21 protein-coding genes and 2 pseudogenes are annotated in these 25,494 nt (G+C 62.6%); 17 read left to right on the top strand and 6 right to left on the bottom strand.

Annotation, left to right across the window (positions count from 1 at the left end):
• The first annotated feature begins 28 nt into the window (after positions 1–28).
• The 6 genes and pseudogenes from ABID19_RS08840 to ABID19_RS08865 all read left to right on the top strand — a co-directional run bounded on the left by ABID19_RS08840 (position 29) and on the right by ABID19_RS08865 (position 6,529).
• Entirely contained in the window at positions 29–970 is a 942-nt protein-coding gene (locus ABID19_RS08840; RefSeq protein ID WP_352926868.1) for a sugar ABC transporter substrate-binding protein, read from the top strand.
• Between the two features lie 150 nt (positions 971–1,120).
• A complete protein-coding gene (locus tag ABID19_RS08845; protein ID WP_354489748.1) occupies positions 1,121–2,197 on the top strand; it encodes an ABC transporter permease in 1,077 nt (358 codons plus the stop codon).
• A gap of 2 nt (positions 2,198–2,199) precedes the next feature.
• A complete protein-coding gene (locus ABID19_RS08850; protein ID WP_095484497.1) occupies positions 2,200–2,967 on the top strand; it encodes an ATP-binding cassette domain-containing protein in 768 nt (255 codons plus the stop codon).
• A 119-nt stretch (positions 2,968–3,086) separates the two neighbouring features.
• The gene (gene iolG, locus ABID19_RS08855; RefSeq protein ID WP_354489750.1) at positions 3,087–4,088 is read left to right on the top strand and encodes an inositol 2-dehydrogenase; all 1,002 of its coding nucleotides are present in this window, start codon (positions 3,087–3,089) and stop codon (positions 4,086–4,088) included.
• A 26-nt stretch (positions 4,089–4,114) separates the two neighbouring features.
• On the top strand, positions 4,115–4,909 hold the full coding sequence (locus ABID19_RS08860) for an SDR family oxidoreductase (protein WP_354489751.1): 795 nt from the start codon (positions 4,115–4,117) through the stop codon (positions 4,907–4,909).
• Between the two features lie 529 nt (positions 4,910–5,438).
• A pseudogene (locus ABID19_RS08865) lies at positions 5,439–6,529 on the top strand (3-deoxy-7-phosphoheptulonate synthase).
• A 56-nt stretch (positions 6,530–6,585) separates the two neighbouring features.
• On the opposite strand, the gene ABID19_RS08870 reads toward ABID19_RS08865, so the two are convergent.
• Positions 6,586–7,695, bottom strand: coding sequence for a Gfo/Idh/MocA family protein (locus ABID19_RS08870; protein ID WP_354489753.1), 1,110 nt, complete (start codon positions 7,693–7,695; stop codon positions 6,586–6,588).
• Positions 7,696–7,848: 153 nt separating this feature from the next.
• Between ABID19_RS08870 and ABID19_RS08875 the strand changes: the two genes are divergently transcribed.
• From ABID19_RS08875 to phnN, 9 genes are all read left to right on the top strand, one after another.
• Positions 7,849–8,694 (top strand): MurR/RpiR family transcriptional regulator, encoded by an 846-nt coding sequence (locus ABID19_RS08875; RefSeq protein ID WP_354489755.1) that lies wholly within the window; start codon positions 7,849–7,851, stop codon positions 8,692–8,694.
• 141 nt (positions 8,695–8,835) lie between these two features.
• Positions 8,836–10,770: a bifunctional 5-dehydro-2-deoxygluconokinase/5-dehydro-2-deoxyphosphogluconate aldolase gene (locus ABID19_RS08880; protein ID WP_354489757.1), complete on the top strand. Its 1,935-nt coding sequence runs from the start codon at positions 8,836–8,838 to the stop codon at positions 10,768–10,770.
• 35 nt (positions 10,771–10,805) lie between these two features.
• Complete coding sequence (gene iolD / locus ABID19_RS08885) at positions 10,806–12,647, top strand: 3D-(3,5/4)-trihydroxycyclohexane-1,2-dione acylhydrolase (decyclizing) (RefSeq protein WP_354489759.1); 1,842 nt, start codon at positions 10,806–10,808, stop codon at positions 12,645–12,647.
• Between the two features lie 44 nt (positions 12,648–12,691).
• Positions 12,692–13,609 carry a myo-inosose-2 dehydratase gene (iolE, locus tag ABID19_RS08890; RefSeq protein ID WP_354489760.1) on the top strand — a complete coding sequence of 306 codons (918 nt, stop codon included), beginning with the start codon at positions 12,692–12,694 and terminating at the stop codon, positions 13,607–13,609.
• Positions 13,610–13,656: 47 nt separating this feature from the next.
• Positions 13,657–13,875 (top strand): DUF3329 domain-containing protein, encoded by a 219-nt coding sequence (locus ABID19_RS08895; RefSeq protein ID WP_352926893.1) that lies wholly within the window; start codon positions 13,657–13,659, stop codon positions 13,873–13,875.
• 6 nt (positions 13,876–13,881) lie between these two features.
• A complete protein-coding gene (gene iolB, locus ABID19_RS08900) occupies positions 13,882–14,694 on the top strand; it encodes a 5-deoxy-glucuronate isomerase (protein ID WP_354489761.1) in 813 nt (270 codons plus the stop codon).
• A 154-nt stretch (positions 14,695–14,848) separates the two neighbouring features.
• A complete protein-coding gene (locus ABID19_RS08905; RefSeq protein WP_354489763.1) occupies positions 14,849–15,556 on the top strand; it encodes a DUF1045 domain-containing protein in 708 nt (235 codons plus the stop codon).
• Positions 15,557–15,637: 81 nt separating this feature from the next.
• Complete coding sequence (locus tag ABID19_RS08910) at positions 15,638–16,777, top strand: alpha-D-ribose 1-methylphosphonate 5-triphosphate diphosphatase (protein WP_354489764.1); 1,140 nt, start codon at positions 15,638–15,640, stop codon at positions 16,775–16,777.
• Positions 16,774–17,403: a phosphonate metabolism protein/1,5-bisphosphokinase (PRPP-forming) PhnN gene (gene phnN, locus ABID19_RS08915; protein WP_354489766.1), complete on the top strand. Its 630-nt coding sequence runs from the start codon at positions 16,774–16,776 to the stop codon at positions 17,401–17,403. The genes ABID19_RS08910 and phnN overlap by 4 nt, the downstream gene beginning before the upstream one ends.
• 46 nt (positions 17,404–17,449) lie before the next feature.
• Here the strand turns inward: phnN and ABID19_RS08920 are convergent, their stop codons facing one another.
• From ABID19_RS08920 to ABID19_RS08930, 3 genes are all read right to left on the bottom strand, one after another.
• Entirely contained in the window at positions 17,450–18,445 is a 996-nt protein-coding gene (locus ABID19_RS08920; protein WP_352926906.1) for an ABC transporter permease, read from the bottom strand.
• Between the two features lie 29 nt (positions 18,446–18,474).
• On the bottom strand, positions 18,475–20,016 hold the full coding sequence (locus ABID19_RS08925; protein WP_354490650.1) for a sugar ABC transporter ATP-binding protein: 1,542 nt from the start codon (positions 20,014–20,016) through the stop codon (positions 18,475–18,477).
• A gap of 124 nt (positions 20,017–20,140) precedes the next feature.
• On the bottom strand, positions 20,141–21,103 hold the full coding sequence (locus tag ABID19_RS08930) for a sugar-binding protein (RefSeq protein ID WP_354489768.1): 963 nt from the start codon (positions 21,101–21,103) through the stop codon (positions 20,141–20,143).
• A gap of 570 nt (positions 21,104–21,673) precedes the next feature.
• Here ABID19_RS08930 and ABID19_RS08935 point away from each other — a divergent pair.
• Together ABID19_RS08935 and ABID19_RS08940 are read left to right on the top strand one after the other, a co-directional pair.
• Positions 21,674–22,813: a LacI family DNA-binding transcriptional regulator gene (locus tag ABID19_RS08935; protein ID WP_354489770.1), complete on the top strand. Its 1,140-nt coding sequence runs from the start codon at positions 21,674–21,676 to the stop codon at positions 22,811–22,813.
• 224 nt (positions 22,814–23,037) lie between these two features.
• Positions 23,038–23,406, top strand: coding sequence for a hypothetical protein (locus ABID19_RS08940; protein ID WP_354489772.1), 369 nt, complete (start codon positions 23,038–23,040; stop codon positions 23,404–23,406).
• Positions 23,407–23,541: 135 nt separating this feature from the next.
• On the opposite strand, the pseudogene ABID19_RS08945 reads toward ABID19_RS08940, so the two are convergent.
• Both ABID19_RS08945 and ABID19_RS08950 read right to left on the bottom strand, forming a co-directional pair.
• Positions 23,542–24,189 (bottom strand): annotated as a pseudogene (locus tag ABID19_RS08945) (VOC family protein).
• Positions 24,190–24,376: 187 nt separating this feature from the next.
• Positions 24,377–25,453: a D-alanine--D-alanine ligase family protein gene (locus tag ABID19_RS08950; protein WP_354489774.1), complete on the bottom strand. Its 1,077-nt coding sequence runs from the start codon at positions 25,451–25,453 to the stop codon at positions 24,377–24,379.
• Positions 25,454–25,494 lie beyond the last annotated feature (41 nt).

Raw genomic sequence — 25,494 nt, forward strand, 5'->3', positions numbered from 1 at the left:
ACACCAATTCTGTGGAGGAGAAAATAAAATGAAAAAACTGCTTTTGGGCGTCGTGTTTTCGGCGCTGATGAGTTCGTCCGCTCTCGCTGCCAAGATCGGCGTGTCGATGGCGCTGTTCGACGATAATTTTCTCACCGTGCTGCGCAACGGCATGATCGAGCAGGCCAAGGGCATGGAAGGCGTGGAACTGCAGGTCGAGGACGCGCAGAACGACGTCGCCAAGCAGCTCGACCAGATCAAGAATTTCGTCGCCTCGGGCGTCGACGCGATCATCGTCAATCCGGTCGACACCTCGGCCACCCAGGCGATGTCGGACGCCGCCGCTGCGGCCAAGGTTCCGCTGGTCTACGTCAACCGAGAGCCCGTCAACGTCGATACCCTGCCGGACAACCAGGCCTTCGTCGCCTCGAACGAGGTTGAATCAGGCACTCTCGAAACCCAGGAAGTCTGCCGCCTGTTCAAGGAGGCCGGCAAGACCGAGGCCAATGTCTATGTGATCATGGGCGAACTGTCGAACCAGGCCGCGGTGCAGCGCACCAAGGACATTGACGATGTGATCGCCACTCCGGAATGCAGCTTCATCAAGATCATCGACAAGCAGACGTCGAACTGGAAACGCGAGGAAGCGCAGAACCTGATGACCAACTGGCTGTCGACCGGCACGCCGTTCGATGGCGTGATCGCCAACAATGACGAAAGCGCCATCGGCGCCATCCAGGCCATGAAGGCTGCCAATGTCGACATGAAGTCGGTTGTCGTCGGCGGCGTCGACGCCACTCAGGACGCGCTTTCCGCGATGCAGGCGGGCGACCTCGACGTGACCGTGTTCCAGGATGCGGCCGGCCAGGGTGCCGGGGCGCTGGACGCCGCGCTCAAGCTTTCCAAGGGCGAGGCGGTCGAACAGAAGGTCTACATCCCCTTCCAGCTGGTCACGCCGGCGAACATCGACAAGTTCCTGCAGAAGAACTGAGAGGCAGAGGACCGTTTTCGATAGGGAGCGGCGCGGCAGAGCATCGGACCGTTTTAAGAATCCGATGTTCGAAAAACAAAAAGCGCCGCTCCTCTTTCCCTCGTCGCCGCAGACAGGCGGCGGGGGCGACTGCTGACGGAGGAAGCAAGATTGGCACAGACAACCCATGGCGTCGGCGGACTCAGCTATGATGCGAAGAAGCGCACATGGCCTGCCGAATTCAACGTTTTCCTGGCGCTCCTTATCCTCGTCGGCGCCTTCGAGCTGATAGGCCGGGTCTTTCTTGGCGACAGCTTCCTGTTCAACACCCGCGCCAATGTCGATACGATCTTCAACGAGGCGCGCCTGCAGATCATCATCCTGCAGGTGTCGATCGTCGGCATCATCGCCATCGGCGTGACGCAGGTGATCATTTCGGGTGGCATCGATCTTTCCTCCGGTTCGATCGTCGGCGCCACGGCGATGATCGCCATGAGCTTCGCCCAGGTGGCGACGGTCAACGGCAACCCTAACCCCAAGGCAGTGTTCCTCGCGCAAGGCTGGACCGATCTGCCGGTGATCGTGCCGGTGCTCGTCGCAATCGGCTGCGGCCTCTTGGCGGGCCTGATCAACGGCACGCTGATCGCCTACACCCGCATCCCGCCGTTCATCGCCACGCTCGGCATGATGGTCACCGCACGCGGCGTCGCCAAATGGTGGTCCAAGGGGCAGCCGATCTCGTTTCCCACCGAGAGTTTCGCCGCCATCGGCAAGGGACTGATGCCGGTCATCATCTTCATATCGCTGGCAATTCTGTTCCAGCTGATCCTGTCATACACCAGGTACGGCAAGCACTGTTATGCCATCGGCTCCAACGAGGACGCCGCGCGCATGTCCGGCATAAATGTCCAGAACCACAAGATCCTCGTCTTCGTCATTGCCGGCATCCTCGCCTCGCTTGCCGCCGTGGTGCTGAGCTCCAAGAACCTCACCGCTCAGGCCGGTATGGGCGTGATGTACGAACTCGACGCGATCGCCATGGCGGTCATCGGCGGCGTCTCGCTGTCTGGCGGCCGCGGCTCGATTATCGGAACGGTGATCGGCGCCCTGATCTTCGGCGTCATCATCTCCGGCTTCACCTTCCTGCGCCTCGACGCCTATTACCAGGAGATGGTCAAGGGCGTGATCATCATCGGCGCAGTCGTTCTCGACCAGTGGCGCCAGCGCCTGCGGGCAATGAGGGCTTGATCATGTCGGATATCGTCCTGAAGACCGAAAACCTGACCAAATATTATGGCGGCGTGCATGCGCTCGAAAGCGCGAATTTCGAACTGCGCAAGGGCGAGCATGTCGCCATCATGGGTGACAACGGCGCCGGCAAATCGACCTTCGTGCGCCAGATCACCGCCGTCGAACAACGCACCAGCGGCAAGGTGTGGTTCGACGGCAAGGAAGTGAACTTCGCCGGCCCGATCGCGGCGCGCGAGGCGGGCATCGAGACGGTGTTCCAGAACCTGGCGCTTGCCGACGATCTCGACGTGCCGTCGAACCTGTTTCTCGGTCGCGAAAAGGTGCTTTTCAATCTCGGGCCTTTCTCGATCCTCGATCGCAAGTTCATGCGCAAGGCGACCGAGGCGGCGTTGATCCGCACGGCGGTCAAGATTCCCAACCTCAACAACACCATCCGCCACATGTCGGGCGGCCAGCGCCAATGCGTGGCGATCGCCAGAACCGCGACCTTTGCTTCCAAGCTCATCATCATGGACGAGCCGACGGCAGCCCTCGGTGTGCAGGAAACGATGCAGGTCGAAAACATCATCCGCACGTTGAAAGCCAATGGCGAGCCGCTGATCCTGATCAGTCACAACATGCGCCAGGTGTTCGACCTTTGCGACCGCATCGTCGTCTTCCGGCGCGGCCGGATCGTCGCCAATCTGCGCAAGCAGGACACCGACGGCAACGATATCGTCTCATACATCACCGGCGCCAAGACCGGGGAGGCGGAACTGGCGGCCTAGCGCGGCGCCGGCGCGGCCAGCCATCGGCCTGTCGCTGTCACATAAGAAATTCCACCGCGCCCCCCTGAACGGTGCGGTAAAGACGCACTCCATTTCAAACCACCCTCAAAGGAATTCCCATGCCTCTCCGCTTCGCTCTTCTCGGTGCCGGTCGTATCGGCAAGGTCCATGCCCGCGCCGTCGGCTCCAATCCGCAGGCCAGGTTGGTCGCGGTGGCGGACGCGTTCGAGAAGGCGGCGACGGATCTGGCGTCGGCCTATGGCGCCGAAGTGCGCACCATCGAGGTCATCGAAAAAGCCGGGGATATCGACGCGGTCATCATCTGCACGCCGACCGACACCCATGCCGATCTGATCGAGCGGTTCGCCAGGGCCGGCAAGGCGATCTTCTGCGAGAAGCCGATCGACCTCGACGCCGGCAGAGTGGAACAATGCCTTGAAGTGGTCGACAAGGCCAGCGCCACTTTGATGGTCGGCTTCAATCGCCGCTTCGATCCGCATTTCGCCGCCGTGCGTAAGGCGATCGACGATGGCGCCATCGGCACGGTCGAGATGGTGACCATCACGTCGCGCGATCCCGGCCCGCCGCCGCTCGACTATATCGGCCGCTCGGGCGGCATCTTCCGCGACATGACCATCCACGATTTCGACATGGCGCGCTTCCTGCTCGGCGAGGAGCCGGTGGCGGTCAGCGCCCATGCCTCGGTGCTGGTCGACAAGAAGATTGGCGAAGCCGGCGACTTCGACAGCGTCAGCGTCATCCTTGAAACCGCTTCCGGCAAGCAGTGCATCATCTCCAATTCGCGGCGAGCCACCTATGGCTACGACCAGCGCATCGAGGTGCATGGCTCGAAAGGCATGGTTGCGGCTGAGAACCAGCGGCCGGTATCGATCGAACTGGCCAACGAGAAAGGCTATACGCGCCCGCCGCTGCACGACTTCTTCATGACCCGCTACCTCGACGCCTATGCCAACGAGATCGCCGCCTTCATCGCGGCGGCGACATCAGGCAACAAGGCGGCGCCGAGCGGCAAGGACGGTCTCGTCGCGCTGAGGCTGGCGGACGCGGCGCTGAAATCGGCCAAGGACGGCAAGACCGTTCGCCTCGACAAGACCATCTGAGCAACACCAAGCACGGGAGCAAGGCGATGAACGGTTCCGCCGGTCGCAATTCCGAAACACGCGCCATCGTCACCGGCGGCGCGCAAGGCATCGGCTTCGCCGTCGCCGAGGCGCTGGCCGACGAGGGTTGCCGAGCGCTGGCGCTGATCGGCCGCTCGCAGGAGAAGGGCGACAAAGCCGTCGCCACCCTCAAGAAGTCGGGCGTCGACGCCATCTTCATCAGCGCCGATGTTTCCAAAGTGGCCGACTGCAAGCGCGCCGTCGACACTGCGATCCGCCATTTCGGCACCGTCAATGCGCTGGTTAATGCCGCCGCCACCTCGGCGCGCGGGTCGCTGGTCGAAACGAGCGAAGAGCTTTTCGACACGATCTTTGCGACCAATGTGCGCGGCCCCTTCTTCCTGATGCAGGGCGTGGTGGCGCATCTGCTCGGACGCGAGGCGCCGGGCTCGATCGTCAATGTGTTGTCGATGTCGGCGCATTGCGGCCAGTCCTTCCTGACGCCCTATTCGACCAGCAAGGGCGCGCTGATGACGCTGACCAAGAATGTCGCCAATGCCTATCGCGGCCATCGCATCCGCTGCAATGCGGTGCTGCCCGGCTGGATGGACACCGAGGGCGAGGCGATCGTGCAGAAGAAATGGCACGACGCGCCTGACGACTGGCTGGAAAAGGCCGAGGCGGCGCAGCCGATGGGCCAATTGGTGAAGCCGGACCAGCTTGCCCGGCTGATCAGCTATATGGTCAGCCCGCAGTCGGGCGTCATGACCGGGTCGCTGGTCGACTACGACCAGAGCATCGCAGGGGCCTCGCCGGAGTAGCTTCAGGCAGCGTCAGTTTGAAACGTCGGCAGAGGATTAGGTCCTGTGTGCATCGTGCAACCCCGCCAACTCAACCTGAACGTCGGCCAACTCTTGTTTCCAGTAGGCGAGATCCTCCGGCGTAGCTGGCGTCCCGAAGGCGTTGGCCTCGTAAGCGCTCAGCATGGCTTTGGCTGTTCTTAGGCGCGCCTCTGCCGCCGCTCGCAGCAGCGCATAAACATCGACCGGTTCTTCAGGATTTGGGTCCATTACCCCTAAACGTATCGAAGCTTGGGCTGGATCGCGAGAGGCAGGCCGTCAGATTTCAAGCTGAGGCGTTCCCTATATCAGACGCGTGACAAGCGCCTTCGCTTCGACTATATGAGCCTCATGATCAACCTGACCGCCACGTATTGGTACTTTAGGAGCTCGCTGGCGGCGGGAGGATTGCGCTCGATCTGAAGATTGCAGCAACAACATCCGAACAGCCGCCAGACCTGGCGGCTTTTTTGTTTCAGCCGGCAGGTCTCCCAATCAGGAGCAGAAAGCCGTGTTGACCACCACAGATGATCTTCGGGTCAAGGAAATCCGAGAACTGAGTACGCCGGACCAGGTGATGCGGGAGATACCGCGCACGCTGACGGCGACGCGTACCGTTACCGCATCACGCAACGCGATCCACGCCGTGCTGACCGGCATTGACGATCGGCTGATCGTCGTCGTCGGCCCCTGTTCGATCCACGACCCGGCCGCTGCCGTGGACTATGCCAGCCGCCTGGCGACGCTGCGCGAGAGCCTGTCGGATCGGCTGGAGATCGTGATGCGCGTCTATTTCGAGAAGCCGCGCACAACGGTCGGCTGGAAGGGCCTGATCAACGATCCTGACCTCGACGGCAGCTTCAACATCGACAAGGGATTGAGACTGGCCCGCAACGTGCTCTCGGCCGTCAACAATCTCGGCCTGCCGGCGGCGACCGAATTCCTCGACATGGCCACCCCGCAATACATTGCCGACCTCGTCGCCTGGGGCGCGATCGGCGCGCGCACGACCGAGAGCCAGATCCATCGGGAACTCGCATCCGGCCTGTCCTGCCCGGTCGGCTTCAAGAACGGCACCGACGGCAATTTGCGGATCGCCGCCGAGGCGGTGAAATCCGCCGCGCAGCCGCATCATTTCATGGCCGTTACGAAGGGCGGGCGCAGCGCCATCGCGACGACCACCGGCAACGAGGACTGCCACGTCATCCTGCGCGGCGGCATTCAGCCCAATTATGACGCGGCAAGCGTCGCGGCGGCCAGTGCGGACCTCGCCAGGATCGGCGTAGCACCTCGGCTGATGATCGATGTCAGTCACGCCAACAGCAACAGAAGCCTGAGAACCAGCCGAAGGTAGCAGCTGACGTGGCGGGCCAGGTTGCGGCAGGCGACGAGCGCATCATCGGCGTCATGATCGAGAGCAACCTCGTCGCCGGCCGGCAGGACGTCGTACCCGGCAAGCCGCTCGTTTACGGCCAGAGCATCACCGATGGCTGCATCGACTGGGCAACCACCGAAACGGTGCTGCACGGCCTTGCCGACGCCGTCGAGCGGCGCCGGTCAGCACGACGCGCCATGATCGCCAGCCGTCCGGGCGCTGCCTGAGACAGCGGACGCCGTTGGCCGCGAAAGCGCGGCCGGCGGCCAGCTGGAAGCAGCCTCTACCGCACCGCCACCCAGCGCTGCTCCTCGAACGAACGCGCCATGGCGTGCACGGTGCGCTCGATCTCAAGGCCTTCGTCGAAATCGATGATGCGTGCCGGTTTGCCGGCCAGCCTGGTCAGCAGTTCCCGGCATTCGATCATCTTGAGATCGTTGAAGCCGAGACCGTGGCCGGGCGCCGGCAGGAAGGCATCGTAGGGCTTGTGGTGCGGCGCCACCAGGATGGTTCGGTAGCCCTGCTCGGTCGGCCGGTCGGCGGTGAGATAGAGCTGGAACTCGTTCATCCGCTCCTGGTCGTACAGGATCGAGCCCTTCGAGCCGAAGATCTGGATGGCAATCCGGCCCTTGCGACCCCAGGCCGAACGGTTGACCAAAAGCGTGCCGGCAATGCCGTTTTCGAGATGCATCAGCACGCTGGCGATGTCGTAGGTCTCGACCGCGCGGCGTCCGCCGGACGCGAGTTTGCGGTCGACGTAGGGCTTGGCCATGTCGCACATGACGCGGGCGACGCGGCCGAACAACACGGCAACCAGCGACAGCGGATGCACGGCGAAATCGTCGAGCGCGCCGTAACCGGACGCCGCCTCGTGCTTCCAGAAGAATGGCGCCTCCGGGTCGGCCATGAAATCCTCGTCCATCTCGATGCGCAGATGATTGACCTCGCCGATGATTTTCTCGCCGAGCAGCGCACCGATATGGCGGATCGCGGGATTCTGGATGTAGTTGTAGCCGAGAGCGGCCACTTTGCCGGACCTTTGGGCCGCCGCCGCCATCGCTTGCGCCTCCGCAAAACTCGGCGCCATCGGTTTTTCGCACCATAGATGCTTGCCGGCCTCGAGGATGGCGATGGCCATTTCCGGGTGAAACTGGTTCGGCGTGGTCAGCGAGACGATATCGACGTCCGGGTCGTCGACAACTGCGCGCCAGTCGCCGGAGCCCTTGGCGAAACCGAATTCGGTGGCACGGCGCCTGGCAAGGTCCTCGTCGACCTCGCCGAGATGCACTAACCTTGGTTTGGCCACGTCGGGAAAGACGGTGCCGACGGCGTTCCAGGCGATGGCGTGGCACTTGCCCATGAAGCCTGTGCCGATGAGGCCTACTCCGACCATTTCCCTTGTCTCCGCCGTCAGAAAGATTTGTGTGGATGAATTAGTCCATTTTATCCAGAAATGGAACGGATGGCTCATTTTTTATGGCCTTCTTGCACAGGCTCGCTATGATGGGGCACACACGGCATCGATTGATGGCCTAGGCGGAGCGACATGGACGAACGGGTGCCCCGCGATTTCGAGACGCTGCGTACGACGATCCTGGAACGGCGCCATAGCCTGCCCAAGCGTATCGCGCAGATCGCTGCCTATGCGCTCGACAACCCCGACGATATTGCCTTCGGCACCGCCGCCAGCATCGCCGCCTCAGCCGGCGTCCAACCTTCGACTTTGATCCGCTTCGCCCAGCAGCTCGGCTTCGACGGCTTCACCAGCCTGCAGCTGGTGTTTCGCGAGCGGCTGCGCGAGCGCAATTCATCCTATGATGAAAGGCTGGCGGCCTTGCGCGCCAAGGCCGAGGAAGGCGCCGGTCACCGGGCGATCTTCGACGGCTTCGTCGCCGCGGCCAGCACGTCGCTCAACGATATTTCAGGCAGGTTGAACGAAGACCATTTCGAAGATGCGATCGCCTTGCTGGCAAAGGCGGAGACCATTTATGTGCTGGCCAAGCGCCGCTCCTATCCGGTCGCCTCCTACATCGCCTATGCGCTGGGCAAGCTCAAGATCCGCAATCAGCTGATCGAATCGGCCGCCGGCCTCAACGCCGAGATGATCGGCTTTGCCTCGCCCAGGGATGCCGTCATCGCCATCAGTTTCTCACCCTATGCCCCGGCGGCCATCGAGGAAGCGCGCGTCATCTCGGAGCAAGGCGTGCCGATCGTGGCGATCACCGACAGCTCGTTTTCGCCGCTCGCCCAGTTCGCCAAGGTCTGGTTCGAGGTCGCCGAGGCCGATTTCGCCGGCTTCCGCTCGCTGTCGGCGACGATGGCACTGGCCATGGCGCTGACCGTCGCGGTTGGCGAGAAGCGGCGCGATGCCGGCCGCAAACGCAAGGCTTAGGCGGCCATCGCGGCAGCACTTTTCAGCAAAGGAATGCGCGTTCCATATTGACTATGGATTGGAATTATTATTTCATATTGCCGGCGCCACGCTGCCGCTCGCGCGTGTACCCCAAGACAACAAGGCCGATGGGAGGTTCGAATGGGCGAAGCCGTGGACGCGAAACATGCGCCGCTCGATGTTATCACCATCGGCCGAGCCTCGGTCGACCTCTATGGCCAGCAGATTGGCTCGCGCCTTGAGGACATCACCTCCTTTGCCAAGTCGGTCGGCGGCTGCCCGGCCAATATTTCGGTCGGCACGGCGAGGCTTGGCCTGCGCTCGGCACTGCTCACCCGCGTCGGCGACGAGCAGATGGGCCGCTTCATCCGCGAGCAGCTGATTCGAGAAGGCGTGTCGGTTGACGGCCTCAGGACCGACCCGGACCGGCTGACGGCGCTGGTGCTGCTATCGGTCGAGGACGAAGGCGTCTCGCCGATGATCTTCTATCGCACCGACTGCGCCGACATGGCGCTTTCGGAAGACGATATCGACGAAGCGTTCATTGCCTCGGCGCGCGCGATCGTCGTCACCGGTACGCATTTTTCGCGGCCCAACAGCGATGCTGCGCAGCGCAAGGCGATCCGTGCTAGCAAGGCCAAAGGCGGCAAGGTGGTGTTCGACATCGATTATCGCCCCAACCTCTGGGGGCTCGCCGGCCATGCCGAAGGGTTCGAGCGCTATGTCAAATCCGACCGGGTCTCCGCCCAGTTGAAGACGGTGCTGCCCGACTGCGACCTCATCGTCGGCACCGAAGAGGAGATCATGATCGCGTCGGGCGCCGACAATTGCCTGAGCGCGCTGCAGACGATCCGCTCGCTGTCCAAGGCCACCATCGTCCTGAAGCGCGGCGCCATGGGCTGCATCGTCTATGACGGGCCGATCAGCGGCGATCTCGAGGACGGCATTGTCGGCAAGGGCTTTCCGATCGAGATCTACAATGTGCTCGGTGCCGGCGATGCCTTCATGTCGGGCTTCCTGCGCGGCTGGCTCGGCGGCGAAAGCCTTGAGACAGCGGCGACCTGGGCCAATGCCTGCGGCGCCTTCGCCGTGTCGCGGCTGCTCTGCGCGCCGGAATACCCGACCTTCGAGGAATTGCAATTTTTCCTCAAGAACGGCAGCAGGCATCTGGCGTTGCGCAAGGACGAGGCGATCAACCATATCCATTGGGCGACGACGCGCAGGCGCGACATTCCCTCGCTGATGGCGCTGGCCTGCGACCATCGTATCCAGCTTGACGATGTCGCCGCGAAGGCCGGTGCCGACCCGTCGCGCATCCATGATTTCAAGGTGCTGACTGTCAAGGCTGCGGCGAAAGTTGCCGCCGGCCGCGCCGGTTACGGCATGCTGCTCGACGAGAAATATGGCCGCGAGGCGATGTTCGAGTTTGCCCGCCATTCCTTCGCCTGGCTTGGCCGGCCGGTCGAACTGCCCGGATCTCGCCCGCTTCGTTTCGAATTCTCGCAGGACATCGGTTCGCAACTGATCGAGTGGCCGGTCGACCATTGCATCAAATGCCTGTGCTTCTATCACCCTGACGACCCGGAGCCGCTGAAGACCGAGCAGCAGCAGAAGCTCAAAGGCTTGTTCGAGGCCGCACGCAAGGTCGGCCGCGAGCTGCTTATCGAGATCATCGCCGGCAAGCATGGAGAGCTCGACGACACGACAATTCCACGCGCACTGGACGAACTCTATGCGCTCGGCATCAAGCCCGACTGGTGGAAGCTCGAACCGCAGGCTTCAGCCGGCGCTTGGGCAAAGATCGAGGCGGTGATCCTGAAGAACGATCCGTGGTGCCGCGGGATTGTGCTGCTCGGCCTGGAGGCGCCGCAGGACGAACTGGAAGCGGCCTTCGCTGCCACTGCCAACGCGCCCATCGTCAAGGGTTTTGCCGTCGGCCGCACCATCTTCATCAACGCCGCCGAACAGTGGCTTGCCGGCAAGATGTCGGACGAGGAGGCGGTGACCGACATGGCGTCTCGCTTCGAGAGACTGACCGAGGCATGGCTTGCCGCGCGCGGCCGCAAAGCAGCATAAGAAGGCGCGGCATAAGGACTGCGGAGGAAAACAAGATGACCAAGACAATCTGCCTGACGATGGCGCAGGCGCTGACCCGCTTTCTTGCCCGCCAGATGACCGAGATCGACGGCAAAAAAGTGCCGATCTTCGGCGGCGTCTGGGCGATCTTCGGCCATGGCAATGTCGCCGGCGTCGGCGAAGCGCTTTATCAGGTGCGCGACGAATTGCCGACCTTCCGCGCCCACAATGAGCAGGCGATGGCGCATGCGGCGATCGCTTATGCCAAAGCCAATTTCCGGCGCAGGTTCATGGCGGCGACCAGCTCGATCGGCCCCGGCGCGCTCAACATGGTGACGGCGGCGGCATTGGCGCATGTAAATAGGTTGCCCGTCCTGTTTCTCCCCGGCGATGTCTTCGCCAATCGCATCCCCGACCCTGTCCTGCAGCAGGCAGAGGATTTTTCCGACGGCACGGCGACGGTCAATGACTGCTTCCGGCCGGTGTCGCGCTATTTCGACCGCATCACCAGGCCGGAGCAGATCATCCCGGCGCTCAATCGCGCCATGCAGGTGCTGACCGATCCGGCCGAATGCGGACCGGTGACGCTGTCGCTCTGCCAGGACGTGCAGGCCGAGGCCTATGACTACCCCGAGAGCTTCTTTGCCGAACGGGTCTGGCATCAGCGCCGTCCGCGTCCCGACCGTAGCGAGTTGGCGGCCGCGGTGGCGGCGCTGACGGGCGCGAAAAAACCATTGATGATTGCCGGCGGCGGCGTGCTTTTTTCGCAGGCATCGGGTGAATTGGCGAAGCTGGTGCAGGACGCCGGCATGCCCGTCTGTGAGACACAGGGCGGCAAATCCTCGCTGCCGGACGATCATCCGCTCAATATGGCGGCGGTCGGCGTCACCGGCACTTCGGCGGCCAACCGGCTGGCTGAAGAAGCCGATGTCGTGCTTGCCGTCGGCACCAGGTTGCAGGATTTCACCACCGGCTCGTGGGCACTGTTCAAGAATTCCGGCAAGACCATCGTCGGCCTCAACGTTCAGCCTTTCGATGCGGGAAAGCACCAGGCGTTGCCGCTGGTCGCAGACGCGGCGGAAGGGCTCGCCGAACTCGGCGCGGCGCTGAAAGGCTGGAAGGCGCCGGCCGCCTGGACCGACAATGCGGCCAGGGGCAAGAAGGACTGGCAGGCCGATGCCGACAAGGCGACGGCCTCGACCAATGCCGCCTACCCGTCCGACGCGCAAGTGATCGGCGCCGTGCAGCGCGCCATGGGCTCCGACGTGATATTGCTTCATGCCGCCGGCGGCCTGCCTGGCGAATTGCACAAGCTCTGGCAGGCGGGCGCACCCGGCTCCTACCACGCCGAATACGGCTTCTCGACCATGGGCTACGAGATCGCAGGCGGGCTCGGCGTCAAGATGGCGAAACCCGAAGAGGAGGTCGTCGTGATGATCGGCGACGGCTCCTATCTGATGCTCAATTCCGAGATCGCAACGTCTGTCATGCTCGGCCTCAAGCTGACCGTCGTCCTGCTCGACAACAGAGGCTATGGCTGCATCAACCGGCTGCAAATGGCGACCGGCGGCGCCAACTTCAACAATCTCCTGAAGGACGCCCGCCACGAGGTTCTGCCCGATATCGACTTCGCCGCGCATGCCGCGAGCCTTGGTGCGATTGCCGAGAAAGTCTCGTCGATCTCAGGGTTGGAAACGGCGCTGGCGCAAGCGAAGAAAAATACAAGGACAACCGTGCTGGTCATCGACACCGATCCGCTGGTTTCGACCGAAGCCGGTGGAAGCTGGTGGGATGTTGCCGTGCCGGAAGTCTCGGTGCGCCCGCAAGTGAACGCGGCGCGCAAGAAATACGAGGAAGCGCTGAGCGGGCGGCCTTAAGCCGTCCCTGAAGCTGATCCTGAGGCTTGAACTGGAGTAATGACTTGAAAGCCAAACTGGGTATGTCCCCCATTGCATGGTGGAACGACGATCTTGCGGAACTCAGCGATGACGTGTCGCTGGAGGAATGCCTGGCGCAGTCGCGTTCGGCGGGCTTCACCGGCATGGAAATGGGCCGTCGTTTTCCCAGTGACCCTGATATCATGCTGCCGATCCTGAAAGAGGCCGACGTCACGCTTTGCGGCGGCTGGTTCTCCGGCACGCTGGTCGATGAAGAGATGGCCAGGAATAAGGATCGCATCCAGCCGATGATCGAGCTGTTCAAGGCGGTGAACGCGCCTTGCATCGTCTATGGCGAAGTCGGCCGCTCCATCCAGGGCGATCGCTCGAAACCGCTCGCCACCAAGCCGAGGCTTTCGGACGACGAGATGAAAGCCTATGCGAGGCGCCTGACGCAGTTCGGTGAATGGTGCGCCGAGCAGGGCATGCCGCTCTCCTATCACCATCATATGGCGGCGGTCGTCGAGACGGAGCCGGAGCTCGACGCGTTCATGCGCTACTCCGGAGAAGGCATTCCGCTGCTGCTCGATGCAGGCCATCTGGCTTTTGCCGGCGGCGATGTTCTGCGCGCCATCGACAACCACCACAAGCGCATCAACCACGTGCATGTGAAGGACGTGCGCATGGAGGTGATCGAGAAACTCGACCGCCAGAAGCAATCCTTCCTCGATGCCGTGGCGCTCGGCGCCTTCACGGTGCCGGGAGATGGTTCGCTGGATTTTGGTGCCATTGTGGAAAGGTTGGCGAACTATGGCTATGAAGGCTGGTTCGTCGTCGAGGCCGAGCAGGATCCCAAAAAGAATCCGCCGCTCAAGATGGCGCAAGTCGGCTACAAGGAGCTGATGCGGGTGATGACGGCGGCAGGCTACACGGTTGAAACACAGGGCTTCCCCAATGCTTGAATGCAGTGTCCCCGGGGGCGGGCTGATCCGATGCGAGGGCTGATCCGATGAAGGACTCTGAGCATCCGTTCTTCCGACCTCTGTGGCGGCGCGTTGCAATCGTCGCGGTCTGCCTGGTCTGGGCCGTGGTCGAGTTTGCCACCGGCGCGCCATTCTGGGGCACGATCGCGCTCGGCTTCGCCGGCTATGCCGTGTGGCAGTTCTTCTATCTCTACAAGCCGGCCGCTGGGGACAAGGCTTCGGCCGACACCGAACCGAAGGAATAACCCTAGATGTCAAAACTGCTCGTCAAAGCCGATAAGGGCCATGGCCGCGTAGCCCATGTGACGCCGCAAAGTGCCGGCTGGACCTATGTCGGTTTTGATCTGCATCGATTGCGGCCAGGCGAGACGGCCTCGGGGCAGACAGCGGATCGCGAAGTCTGCCTGGTATTCGTCACCGGCAAGGGCAAGGCCAAGGCCGGCGACAAGGATCTCGGCCTGCTCGGCGAACGCATGTCGCCCTTCGAAGGCAAGCCGTGGTCAGTCTATGTGCCGCAGGGCTCTGACTGGTCGGTGACTGCCGACACCGATCTCGAACTCGCCGTCTGCTCGGCGCCTGGGCATGGCGGCGGACTGCCGGTCCGCGTCATCGGGCCGAAGGATCTCGGCCAGGAGGTTCGCGGCAAGGGCACCAACACGCGCTACGTCACCAACATCCTGCCCGAGGGCAAGCCGGCCGATTCCTTGCTGGTGGTCGAGGTCATCACGCCGGGAGGCCATACGTCGAGCTACCCGCCGCACAAGCACGACCAGGACAATCTGCCTGATGAGTCCTATCTCGAGGAGACCTACTATCACCGGCTCAACCCGCCGCAGGGTTTTGCCTTTCAGCGCGTCTATACCGATGCCGACAGGAATGGCGCTCGTTCGCTCGATGAGACGATGGCGATCGAGGACGGCGACGTCGTGCTGGTGCCAAAGGGCTATCACCCTTGTGCCGCCTGCCATGGCTATGACCTCTACTATCTCAACGTCATGGCCGGGCCGAAGCGGACGTGGAAGTTCCACAACGCGCCCGAGCACGAATGGCTGATGAAGAGCTGATCGCGCGGCTCTTCCGGGTCGGCAAACTGGCCCAAAGCGAAAAAATCGTCGGCTAATGACCCGCCTGAACAACTTTGTTATCAGCAGCGATCATCAGCTTCGTCATTTCGTCATGCAAATCGCCTATGGCAGCGGGAGTTGACGAGGACTTTCGATGCGCTACGCTATCTATTTCACCCCCCGGCAGGACGAACCGCTGGCGCGGATCGCCGCCAATTGGCTCGGCCGCGACCCATTCGGCGCCGCCACAAGGCCGGTCGAGGCCGTGGGCGAGCTGTCGGCGGCGGAGGTAGCCTTCCATACCGCTTCGGCGCGGCGCTACGGCTTCCATGCGACGCTGAAGGCGCCCTTCCGGCTGGCCTCGAACGAGACGGAGGCCTCGCTTCGCGCGGCCCTCGACGATTTCGCCGAGACGACGCCGGTGGTGACGATTCCGCGTCTGGTCGTCAGCCAGATCGATGGCTTCTTCGCGCTGGTGCCGGAAGGACCGCTGCCGGCGCTCAACCGCTTCGCCGACGACGTCGTGCGCAACTTCGACCGTTTTCGCGCGCCGCTGAGCGAGGCGGAAATCGAGCGGCGCAGCCCCGATTCGCTGAAGCCGGCTGAATTCCGCAATCTCTGCCAGTGGGGCTACCCCTATGTGTTCGAGACCTTTCGGTTCCATATGACCCTGTCCGGCCGTGCCTCGCCACAGGAAAGCCCACGTCTTCGCTTAGCAATCGACAGCCTGTTTGCGCAGGTCCTGCAAAAACCGGTGCCGGTGGACGCGCTGACCCTGTTTGTCGAAACCGAACCTGGCGCCCCGTTCATGGTGCTGTCCCATCACGCGCTCGGACGTCGCCCGGCCAGAAAAACTGCCTGAAATGACCATTTGTTTTAACCGCATTTGTCCGACGCCAATTGATCCCAACTGGCTGCAAGATGCTCCAAGGACTGCCCTGAAATGACCGCCGAGACCGTTCTCAACAATGCCCGCATCGTGCTTGCCGACGAGATCGTCGAAGGATCGATCGTGCTGCGCGACGGCTTGATCGCCGGGATCGATGCCGGTGCCGGCCGGAGCGGCGAAGACATGGGAGGCGATTTCATCATTCCCGGGCTGGTCGAGCTCCATACCGACCACCTCGAAGGTCATTACGCGCCGCGGCCGAAAGTGCGCTGGAACCCGATCGCCGCGGTTCTCGCTCATGACGCGCAAGTGGCGACCGCCGGCATCACCACCGTGCTCGATGCCTTGCGCGTCGGCATGGACGACGATGCCGACATGAATTCGGCCGATATGCGCAAGCTGGCCGACGCGATCGAGGACAGCGTCCATCAGGACCGGCTGCGGGCCGATCATTTCATCCATCTGCGGTGCGAGGTTTCGGCGCCGGATTGCCTCGCAGGCTTCACCCATTTCGACGGCGATGACAGGATCAAGCTGGCGTCGCTGATGGACCATGCGCCGGGGCAGCGCCAGTTCGTCGACTTGGAAACCTATGCCTATTATTACCAGCGCAAGCTGAAGCTGACGGATCGCGAATTCCAGCAATTCTGCGAGAAGCGGATGGCAGAGTCGGCGACGAATTCGGGGCCAAACCGCGCCTTCATCGCCGCCGCCTGCCATCAGCGCGGCATCGTGCTGGCCAGCCATGACGACGCGACATTAGCCCATGTGGACGAAGCAACCGAACAAGGTGTCCGCGTCGCCGAGTTCCCAACCACGGAAGAAGCCGCCAGAGCCTCGAAAGAGGCGGGCCTCGGCGTGCTGATGGGTGCGCCCAACGTCATGCGCGGCGCCTCGCATTCTGGAAACGTCTCAGCCCGCACGCTTGCCGGCGAAGGCCTGCTCGACATACTGTCGTCCGACTACATTCCGTTCAGCCTGATCCAGTCGGCCTTTTTCCTCGGCGAAGTGGTCGACGGAATTTCCCTGCCTCAGGCGGTGGCGATGGTTTCGAAGAATCCGGCCGAGGCGGTCGGCCTCACCGATCGCGGCGTCATCGAGCAGGACCGGCGCGCCGACCTGGTTCGTGTACGTCTCGACGACCATGTCCCGGTGGTCCGCACGGTCTGGCGGCAGGGACGACGGGTCGCATGATGGCGTCGGGGTTGATCGAGCGTGAATTGTCGGCCGCGGCGTTTCCGATCCGCGACGGCGTCTTCGTCGCCGTTGTCGGGCCTAGCGGCGCCGGCAAGGACACGGTGATCGGCTATGCCCGCACCCTGTTTGCCGACGAGAGCCGGCTGGAGTTCGTCCGCCGGGTCATCACCCGGCCGAGCGACACGGCAAGCGAGGATCACGACACGCTGGCCGACGCAGCCTTTGTCGAAGCCGAAGCGGACGGCGCCTTCGCCATCTCCTGGGAGGCGCATGGCTTGCGCTACGGCATCCCGGCAGACGTCGACTGGTCGGTCGCCAATGGCCGCGTCGCCATTGCCAACGTCTCCCGCGCCATCATCCCGGTTCTACGCGAGCGTTACGCCAATCTGGCGATCGTCGAGATCACCGCTTCACCCGAAATCCTGGCCGAACGGCTGGCCATGCGCGGTCGCGAGTCGCGCGGCGAAGTGCTGGCGCGGCTTTCGCGCAGCGCCAATCTGGCGTTGTCCGGGCCAGGTGTCACCTCGATCGACAATAGCGGCCCACGCGAGGCAGCCGGCGAGCGCTTTGCCGATGTGCTGCGCAAGGCGATGGCGTTCTCGGATATGTCGGGCCTGATCTAGGCTGCCCCTTACCTTCTCCCACAAGAGGAGAAGAGAGGCGGAGCCACTATTCCGCCGCCGCACCAGCCGCGCTCTTGCGGGCTGCCCCCAGCATCAGCCGCCGCTCCCGGAACACGCCCCATTGCTGGTCGACCAGCACGCCGATGAGGATCACCCCGCCCATCACCGCGAAGTTGAGCGAGGACGGGATGCCGAGCAGGTTGACGAGGTTTTGCAGCTCCTGCAGGAGAACCGTTCCGAGGATGACGCCGATCAGCGAGCCTTCGCCGCCGCGCAGCGAGAAGCCGCCGAGCACGGCTGCGGCAATGGCATAGAGTTCGTAGAACTGGCCGTGGCTCGCCGGCGAGATCGAGCGCGTGTACATGGCGAAATAGATCGCCGACAGCGCCGTCAGCACACCGCAGATGACATAGGCCGCTATGACGACGCGCCCGGTGCGGATGCCGGAATATTTCGCCGCCTCCTCATTCTTGCCGATGGCGTAGAGATAGCGGCCGAACACCGAACGGTGCAGCACCACCCACATCACGATGGCTATGACGATCAGCGCGATGAAGCTGTTCGGCACGCCCCAGGATCGTCCCGCGGTCAGGAATTCGAGCTCCGGAAAGTTCTGTCCGAAGGCGAAGCCCGCCGTGCCGTCGGCAGTGTAGAAACGCGCGACGCCGCGATAGATCAAAAGGCCGCATAGCGTCACCACGAAAGGCTGCAGTTTTAGCCGCGTGATCAGCCAGCCATGCGCCAGCCCGATGAGGCCGCCGAGCACGAGGATCAGCGGCAGCGCCACCGGCCATGCCATACCGCGCGTGGCGATGAAATCGACGAACAGGACGCCGAGCAGCGCGACCACCGAGCCGACCGACAATTCGATGCCGCCGGTGATGATGACGAAGGCCTGGCCAATCGCCAGGATGCCGAACAGCCCGATCAGGTTCGATGTGTTGGCGAGGTTGATCGGCAGCAGGAAGCGCGGATTGATGATCGCCACCACCGCCCCCACCACAAGGATCAGGATCAGCAGGCCGAGATCTTTCTTGCTCATCGTGTTCTCCCCGTTGCCTTGCCAGCGAACTATTTCGGCTGTTTGCCAACCGCCAGCAGCAACACGTTTTCCTGGCTGAACTGTTCCTTGTCGAGAATGCCTGAGATCTGGCCCTCATGCATGACGGCGATGCGGTCGGAGACGCCGATCACCTCCTCCATGTCGCTCGAAATCATCAGCACGGCGACGCCGGCATCGGCCAGCGCCCGCATTAGGCCGTAGATTTCGGCCTTGGCGCCGATGTCGATGCCGCGTGTCGGTTCATCGAGGATCATCACCTTCGGGTTCATGGCAAGCCATTTGGCCAGCACCACCTTTTGCTGGTTGCCGCCTGACAGCGTGCCGGTGCGCGTCGCCACCGAGGGCGCCTTGATGCCGAGATTGCGTTTCTGCTTCTCGGCGGTGACGGCTTCGGCGCCGGCAGAAACCAGGAACCGCCGGGCATGCGCCGGCAGGTTGGGGAGCGAAATATTCTGGGCAATAGACAGGTCGAGGAGGATGCCGGTGAGTTTGCGGTCTTCCGGGACGAGGAATATCCCGCTGGCGACCGCGTCGGCAGCCGAACCGAGAACCAGGTCTTTTCCATCAAGCCGGAGCGCACCGCCTAGGCTCTTTTCGATGCCAAAAAGCACGCGCGCCAGTTCGGTGCGGCCGGAGCCGACAAGACCCGCCAGGCCGAGGATTTCGCCATGCCTGACGCCGAGATCGACCGGCCGGTCGGGATAGGCACTGGTGCGAACGGCCCTGGCCGATAGGGCGACGGCGCCGGGCGGGCGCGCCGATTCCGCGGCCTTCTCCCTCTCCTTCAGCATGCGGCCGATCATCAGCTTGACCATCTGGTCGTGATTGATGGCGTTCTTCGGCAGCGTCCCGGCGAGCATGCCGTCCCTGAGCACGACAACGCGATCGGCGACCCGCTCGACCTCGTGAAGGCGGTGCGAGATGAAGATGACGCTGATGCCCTCTGCCTTCAGCGCCTTGATGACGTCGAGCAGCTTGTCGGTTTCGGCAAGGGGCAGGCTCGAAGTCGGCTCGTCGAGGATAACCAGCCGCGCCTCGATCGACAGCGCCTTGGCGATTTCGACCATCTGCTGCTGGGCAAGCGACAGCGCCGATACCGGCATGTCGGCCGAGAAATTGGCGCCCACGCGTTTGAGCAGCGGCGCCGCCAGCGCGCGCAGCCTGGCGCGGTCGACCAGCTTGAGCGGCCCAGCACGCAGCGGCTCGCGGCCGAAGAAGATGTTGGCGGCGACGTCAAGGTTTTCGAACAGGTTGAGTTCCTGGTGGACGAAGGCGATGCCGGACCGGATGCTGGCCTCGACGGTCAGCCCGTCGTGCGCGACGCCGTCGACGGTGATCGTGCCGGTGTCGGGGGTGGTCACGCCACCGAGGATCTTCATCAGCGTCGACTTGCCGGCGCCGTTTTCGCCGACGAGACCGATGACCTCGCCGGGCCTGACCTCCATCGAAAATCCATCCAGCGCGACCACGCCGGGATAGGTCTTGCGCACGCCCTCAAGACCGAGGAACGGGGCGATCGTGGAAGCGATGGATGCGTCGGAATAATTCATCATGCCTGACAGCAGCCGGGTGGGCCGTTCTGGCCACATCTGCAGACTGACGACCCTCGCAGGGTTCGTCAATGCGAGCTTGCCGGCCCGGGGCGGACCCCGAACCGGCGCAACTGCCTTCGTCTTAATTGCCGGACATCGCCTTCAGATTGGCGGCATAGGTGTCGACGTCGTCCTTGCCGATGATCTTGGTCGGCACGATGATCAGCCCGTCGGCGGGAACGCCTGACTTGTCGCCCTTGAGATAGGCGGCCATCAGCTTCATGCCCTGGTAAGCCCATTCGAAGGGCTGCTGCACGACGGTGCCGGCGATGGTGCCTTCCTTGACGCCGCCCAGTGTGATCGGATCGTCGTCGAAGCCGACGACAGTGACCGAGCCAAGCTTGCCGGCGTCGCGCAGCGCTTCATAGATGCGCGGCGTGTTGTAGGAATAGAAGCCGACCATGCAGGTGACGTCGGGGCTGGCGACCAGCGCGTCCTCGACGTTCTTCTTGGCGCGGGCCTGGTCGATGTCGTCGCCACGAACGTCGATCAGCTCGATCTTGGTGCCGGCGAGCCCTTCCTTCATGCCCTCGATGCGCTCCTTGGCATTGTCGGCGCCGAGCAGGCCGACGAAGCCAAGGCATTTGCCGCCGTCAGGCATCGCCTTCTTGGCGATCTCGGCCGCTTGCTTGCCAGCGTCTATATTGGACGAGCCGATATAGGCGACCCGCTTGGTCTGCGGCGCGTCGCTGTCGGTGGTAAATAGCACCGTCTCCGAAGCGATCTTGTTCAGTCCGTCGGTCGAGGTCTTGGGATCGACGGCCGAAACCATGATTGCCTTGACGCCGGCCGTCACCAGATCGTCCATCAGCCGCTGCTGGATGGCGACCGACGACTGCTCCGGATATTTGAGCTCCAGATTGTAATCGGGCAATTCGCCCTGCGCCTTCTTGACGCCGGCTTCGGCCGCCTTCCAGAAGTCGGAAGCGCCGTTGACGACGAAGGCCAGCGTCGGTTTGTCCTGGGCGCGGGCAATTGCCGTGATGGACAGGCCAAGAGCCAAGGCCACGGCGGCGACGGACGCACTTCGTATCGCAGATTTCATGTTCAACCTCCCGTTTGATTCAGTCATTTTCGCTGATCTGAATTGTCGAATGCGGCTTGGACGCCCTCCTCCTCAAGGGGTGCTGGCAGCGAAAGAACGGCGCCATTCCAGCCGCAATCTGAACTCTAGAGACTCATTGGCTGTTCGTATAGTCCGATTTGTCCGACATTTCCGTAATTGCGTGGCGTTGCGTTTGCCGGCCCAAGAGCCGCGAATGCCGCGCCACACACCTGCTTCCCGTCATCGCCCGTTCGATCCCGGGCCGGCATGACAAATTGACTTTAGAGCGCTTACGGCTATTAGTAAATAGTATTAGTCTTCTGGGGCGAACCTTGCTGCCGTCTGCCCATAGCTGCTGCCGCAGGGATGCGAGAAGGGAAGAAACCCGTCTTTCGGGACCGCACCTTGTCTCATATTGATCTCTTCGCGCTGATGGTCATTCGACTGCCAGGATGGTAATAATGATTAATGAATTGCTTCTCTTATAAACGCGGCGCGCCGTCCTGCGGCCTTTAACGACGCCTAGAACGGCCTCTGGGTTAGCAAGCCGGAAATTTGGAACACAATGCCATGAGCGACCCGACGGATCTGCGCGATCCACCTCTTGAAGCCTCCAGACGCCGAAAGCCATCGGGCAAGAAACCCAAGGGCCGCGTCACCATGACTGATATCGCAAGGGCCGCCGGCTGCTCGCAAGCGACGGTTTCGTTCGTCCTCAACAACACGCCGGGCATCAGGCTCTCGCAGCAGACCCGCGATCGGGTGATCGAGGCCGCGCGGGGTCTCGGCTATGCGCCACCTGCCTTCTCTGCTCTTCGCGGTCCTGTCGCCTCGTTCGAGGGGCTGGACGGGGTGATCGGCTTTGCAGTCGATCAACTGGCGACCAGCCCCGAAGCGGTCGTCGCCATCGAAGGTGCGCGCCAGGCCTCGTGGAATGCCGGCAATGTCGTGCTGGTCGCGCAGACCTTGGGCGATTCCGTCATGGAGCCGCGCGCCATTGCAGCACTGACCAAGCGGGGCATTTCGGCGCTGATCTATATGACGATCTTCACGCGCGAGATCGTCGCGCCCGATTATCTCTATGGTCTCGACATCCCGGTCATCCTGCTCAACTGCTATACCGCCGACTACGCCTTCCCTGCGGTGGTGCCGAGCGAAATCGCCGGCGGGCAGAGCTCCACCCGCCACCTGATCAGCCATGGCCACCGCCGCATCGCCACCATCACCGGCGAGCCCTGGATGCAGGCGGCGCAGGACCGGCTGAAGGGCTATCGCCGGGCGTTGGCGACGGCCGACATCCCGTTCGATGCAGAGCTGGTGGTCGAGGGCGACTGGTCGGCGAGCGCCGGCTACGCCGCGACCGTCAAGTTGCTGGCGCTCAAGGACCGCCCGACCGCCATCTTCTGCCAGAACGACCGCACCGCGATCGGCTGCTACGAGGCGCTCAAGGAAGCCGGCCTGCACATCCCCCGGGATATCTCGGTCGTCGGCTATGACGACGAGGAAATCGCCCGCCATCTGTTCCCGCCTTTGACGACCTCGATCCTGCCGCATATGGCGATGGGGCAATGGGCGATCGAGCAACTTGAGCTTCCCGCACCGCCCGGCCGCGGACGGCACCCGATCACCAAGCTCGAATGCCCGCTGGTCGAACGGGAATCGGTCGGTGCTGTGGCGCCTGCGCGCGCAACCGGTCCGGCAACCGGCTGAGGACCTCCCGACTTCAGGCAAATGCAAACGCTGCACTGATATACGATTGCCGCACTCTGGTCGCGGCGCAGTCTGGTTGTGGCGAAATCTTGTACCCAAGGGTACAATGGATTTGATCTCGCTCACCGTTCCGCGCCGGCTTTCGAGCCCGATCTCTTCGCTGACCCGTCCGTTCGGATCGGCAACCCGCCAGGAGCGATCTGCATTAGGGGAATAGGATGCCTTTGACGCTTCTCATCGATTCGTATTGTGCTGCCTGGTCGGATGAGAACGCCGAGAAGCGACGGGCGTTGCTGTTGCCGATCTGGAGCGAGGGCGCAACGTACACGGACCCTACGGTCCATGCGGCTGGCGCGGAAGAATTGCTCGCGCATATCGCAGGAGTTCTGGCCAAGCATCCCGGTGCCCGCATCTTACGGACAAGTGACGTGGATGTTCATCACGGGATCGCACGCTTTGCGTGGAAGTTTGTGATGCCTGATGGATCGTCCTTCCCTGAGGGTTTGGACATCGCCTTCCTCGATTCCAGCCAGAAGCGGATAACGCGCATCATCGGCTTTTTTGGGCCGTTGGTAAGGTCTTCGGCGTCATAAGCCACAACCCGATCGATCATCTTCGGCAATCACATCCCCTGCACCTCTTAAGAGACCGAGCGGCTACCGCATCTCGTCCCGGTCGCAAAATCGTCGCGTCGATCCAGGCGGCGCCCGGAGATTCAAGGAATATGTTCAGTCGGCCGGACCAGCAAACAGTATGAGATTTCCGTCCGGGTCCAGAATAATGAAATTTCGAGCACCCCACGGCTCTTTCTTGAGCGTTTGGTGAAAATCCACTCAGGCGGCTTGGAAATCCAGAAAGAGGCGCTTGATCTCGCTTGCGGTTTCGACCGTGATTGAGGCGGAGAGCAGATGTTCGCGTTGTCGTATATCGTCAACAAACACAGGCTCGCAGACCAGCCGCAGTGCGAGCTGCGCTTTGTCACGTATAATCTGCCCGTAGAACGGTGGATCCCCGTAAACGAAGTCGATTGCAAAGCCGAGTTTGTCCACGAAAAAGTCACACGACGCTTTGATGTCGGAGACGAACAGTTGCGCAGAGGCGGAACTCAGAATGGGGCGGGGGGTGTTCTGTCTGGTTTGTGTGGTCATGGCATGGGCTCCTGACTTGAGCGCCTGCCATCCCTCGAATCCCAATTGACGCGCGACAAGTTCTTGCGCGTCATTTAGCTTGAAGCTGGATTCCAGTATCTGGGTATCGTCGAGGTGCTGAAATCGTGGCAAAACAGCCCGGATCTGAGCCGCGACCGGATAATAACGCTCGCGATGCCACCGCAAATACTGCTTGGCTTGCTTCTTAAGGTTTTCGAGGTTCGGCATAGGCGCTACCTCTAGAGTTCGCAGGCGGGCATTGCCCAGTCGGCCCAAAGCCGGTGCACCCTACGTAGCGCTATTTTCAAAATGCAAAATTCGCGTGAGATCGTCAAGAACCACGCCTTTAGTGCTCTCCTGCGATTAACAGTGCGAAACAGAACTTAGGAGTTTTGCGACAAAGCCTTCGCCATCATCACGCTGATCGGCCCGCGCGTGCCAGCCCGTGCGCGACCAGCCGATCGATGATCTCGGGGTAGCTGATGCCGCTTGCCGCCATCGCCTTGGAATACATGCTGATATCGGTGAAACCGGGAATGGTGTTGAGCTCGTTGATGAGGACGCGCATGTCCGGCGTCACGAAGAAATCGACGCGGGCCATGCCGTCGCAGCCGACCGCCCGGAAGGCCTTTGCCGCTATCGCGCGAATATTGTCTTCGATCTCCTGCGGCAGTTCGGCCGGGACTTTCAGCGCCGCGCCGTCCGCGTCGACATATTTGGCATCGTAGCTGTAGAAACCGTGGCTCTGTGCTGGCACGATCTCGCCGGGACGGGAAACGAAAAGACCGCCTTGCGTATCCTCCAGCACGCTGCACTCGATCTCACGGCCTCGAATGAATTCTTCGGCCAGCAGCTTGCGGTCGTGGCTAAAACCTTCCGTCAGTGCTGCCTCGTAGTCTTTTTCAGCCGAAACCTTACTGACGCCGACAGAGGAGCCCTGCCGGGCCGGTTTGATGAAAAGCGGAAGCCCAAGCGCGCTCTGCAGTTCCGCAAAGGCCGGTGCGGCGCCGCGATCGATTGTCATCGACCGCGCGGTGGGCAAGCCCGCCTCGTTCAGCAGCCGCTTGGCAATGTCCTTGTCGAGGGCTGTGGCCGAACCGAGAATGCCGCAGCCGGCAAGCGGAACGCGCGCCACCTCCGCGAGCCCCTGCACGGAGCCGTCCTCGCCGTGGAGGCCATGCAGGGCGGGAAACAGGATGTCGATACCAGGCAGTTCATGGGGCGCACTATTCGTCGGGATCGCCAACACCCGTCCTTGTCCACCCGGCACCAGACAGACTTCCGTACCGCTCGAAGGTTTCGCCAGCGTGCCGTGCGCGAAGCTGCTCAGCAGCCATTGTCCTTGGCGGGTGACGAAGATGGGAACGGCATCGTATTTCGCGGGTTCCAGCGCACGCATGATATTGGTTGCCGACAGAACCGAAACGTCATGTTCGGCGGAGCGTCCGCCAAAGAGGACTGCAATACGGAGCCTGTTCGAGGTGTCGGCCATGGGCGTCTCCAAATGGTCTGGCAGGATTCCGTCAGCGGCAC

The sequence above is a fragment of the Mesorhizobium robiniae genome (assembly GCF_040545535.1).
Classification (GTDB): domain Bacteria; phylum Pseudomonadota; class Alphaproteobacteria; order Rhizobiales; family Rhizobiaceae; genus Mesorhizobium; species Mesorhizobium robiniae.

What these genes read in the sequence shown, in the direction of transcription:
- ABID19_RS08840 (WP_352926868.1), top strand. Translation starts at nt 29, where the DNA reads ATGAAAAAACTGCTTTTGGGCGTCGTGTTTTCGGCGCTGATGAGTTCG.
- ABID19_RS08850 (WP_095484497.1), top strand. Translation starts at nt 2,200, where the DNA reads ATGTCGGATATCGTCCTGAAGACCGAAAACCTGACCAAATATTATGGC.
- iolG (WP_354489750.1), top strand. Translation starts at nt 3,087, where the DNA reads ATGCCTCTCCGCTTCGCTCTTCTCGGTGCCGGTCGTATCGGCAAGGTC.
- ABID19_RS08860 (WP_354489751.1), top strand. Translation starts at nt 4,115, where the DNA reads ATGAACGGTTCCGCCGGTCGCAATTCCGAAACACGCGCCATCGTCACC.
- ABID19_RS08870 (WP_354489753.1), bottom strand. Translation starts at nt 7,695, where the DNA reads ATGGTCGGAGTAGGCCTCATCGGCACAGGCTTCATGGGCAAGTGCCAC.
- ABID19_RS08875 (WP_354489755.1), top strand. Translation starts at nt 7,849, where the DNA reads ATGGACGAACGGGTGCCCCGCGATTTCGAGACGCTGCGTACGACGATC.
- ABID19_RS08880 (WP_354489757.1), top strand. Translation starts at nt 8,836, where the DNA reads ATGGGCGAAGCCGTGGACGCGAAACATGCGCCGCTCGATGTTATCACC.
- iolD (WP_354489759.1), top strand. Translation starts at nt 10,806, where the DNA reads ATGACCAAGACAATCTGCCTGACGATGGCGCAGGCGCTGACCCGCTTT.
- ABID19_RS08895 (WP_352926893.1), top strand. Translation starts at nt 13,657, where the DNA reads ATGAAGGACTCTGAGCATCCGTTCTTCCGACCTCTGTGGCGGCGCGTT.
- iolB (WP_354489761.1), top strand. Translation starts at nt 13,882, where the DNA reads ATGTCAAAACTGCTCGTCAAAGCCGATAAGGGCCATGGCCGCGTAGCC.
- ABID19_RS08905 (WP_354489763.1), top strand. Translation starts at nt 14,849, where the DNA reads ATGCGCTACGCTATCTATTTCACCCCCCGGCAGGACGAACCGCTGGCG.
- ABID19_RS08910 (WP_354489764.1), top strand. Translation starts at nt 15,638, where the DNA reads ATGACCGCCGAGACCGTTCTCAACAATGCCCGCATCGTGCTTGCCGAC.
- phnN (WP_354489766.1), top strand. Translation starts at nt 16,774, where the DNA reads ATGATGGCGTCGGGGTTGATCGAGCGTGAATTGTCGGCCGCGGCGTTT.
- ABID19_RS08920 (WP_352926906.1), bottom strand. Translation starts at nt 18,445, where the DNA reads ATGAGCAAGAAAGATCTCGGCCTGCTGATCCTGATCCTTGTGGTGGGG.
- ABID19_RS08925 (WP_354490650.1), bottom strand. Translation starts at nt 20,016, where the DNA reads ATGAATTATTCCGACGCATCCATCGCTTCCACGATCGCCCCGTTCCTC.
- ABID19_RS08930 (WP_354489768.1), bottom strand. Translation starts at nt 21,103, where the DNA reads ATGAAATCTGCGATACGAAGTGCGTCCGTCGCCGCCGTGGCCTTGGCT.
- ABID19_RS08935 (WP_354489770.1), top strand. Translation starts at nt 21,674, where the DNA reads ATGAGCGACCCGACGGATCTGCGCGATCCACCTCTTGAAGCCTCCAGA.
- ABID19_RS08950 (WP_354489774.1), bottom strand. Translation starts at nt 25,453, where the DNA reads ATGGCCGACACCTCGAACAGGCTCCGTATTGCAGTCCTCTTTGGCGGA.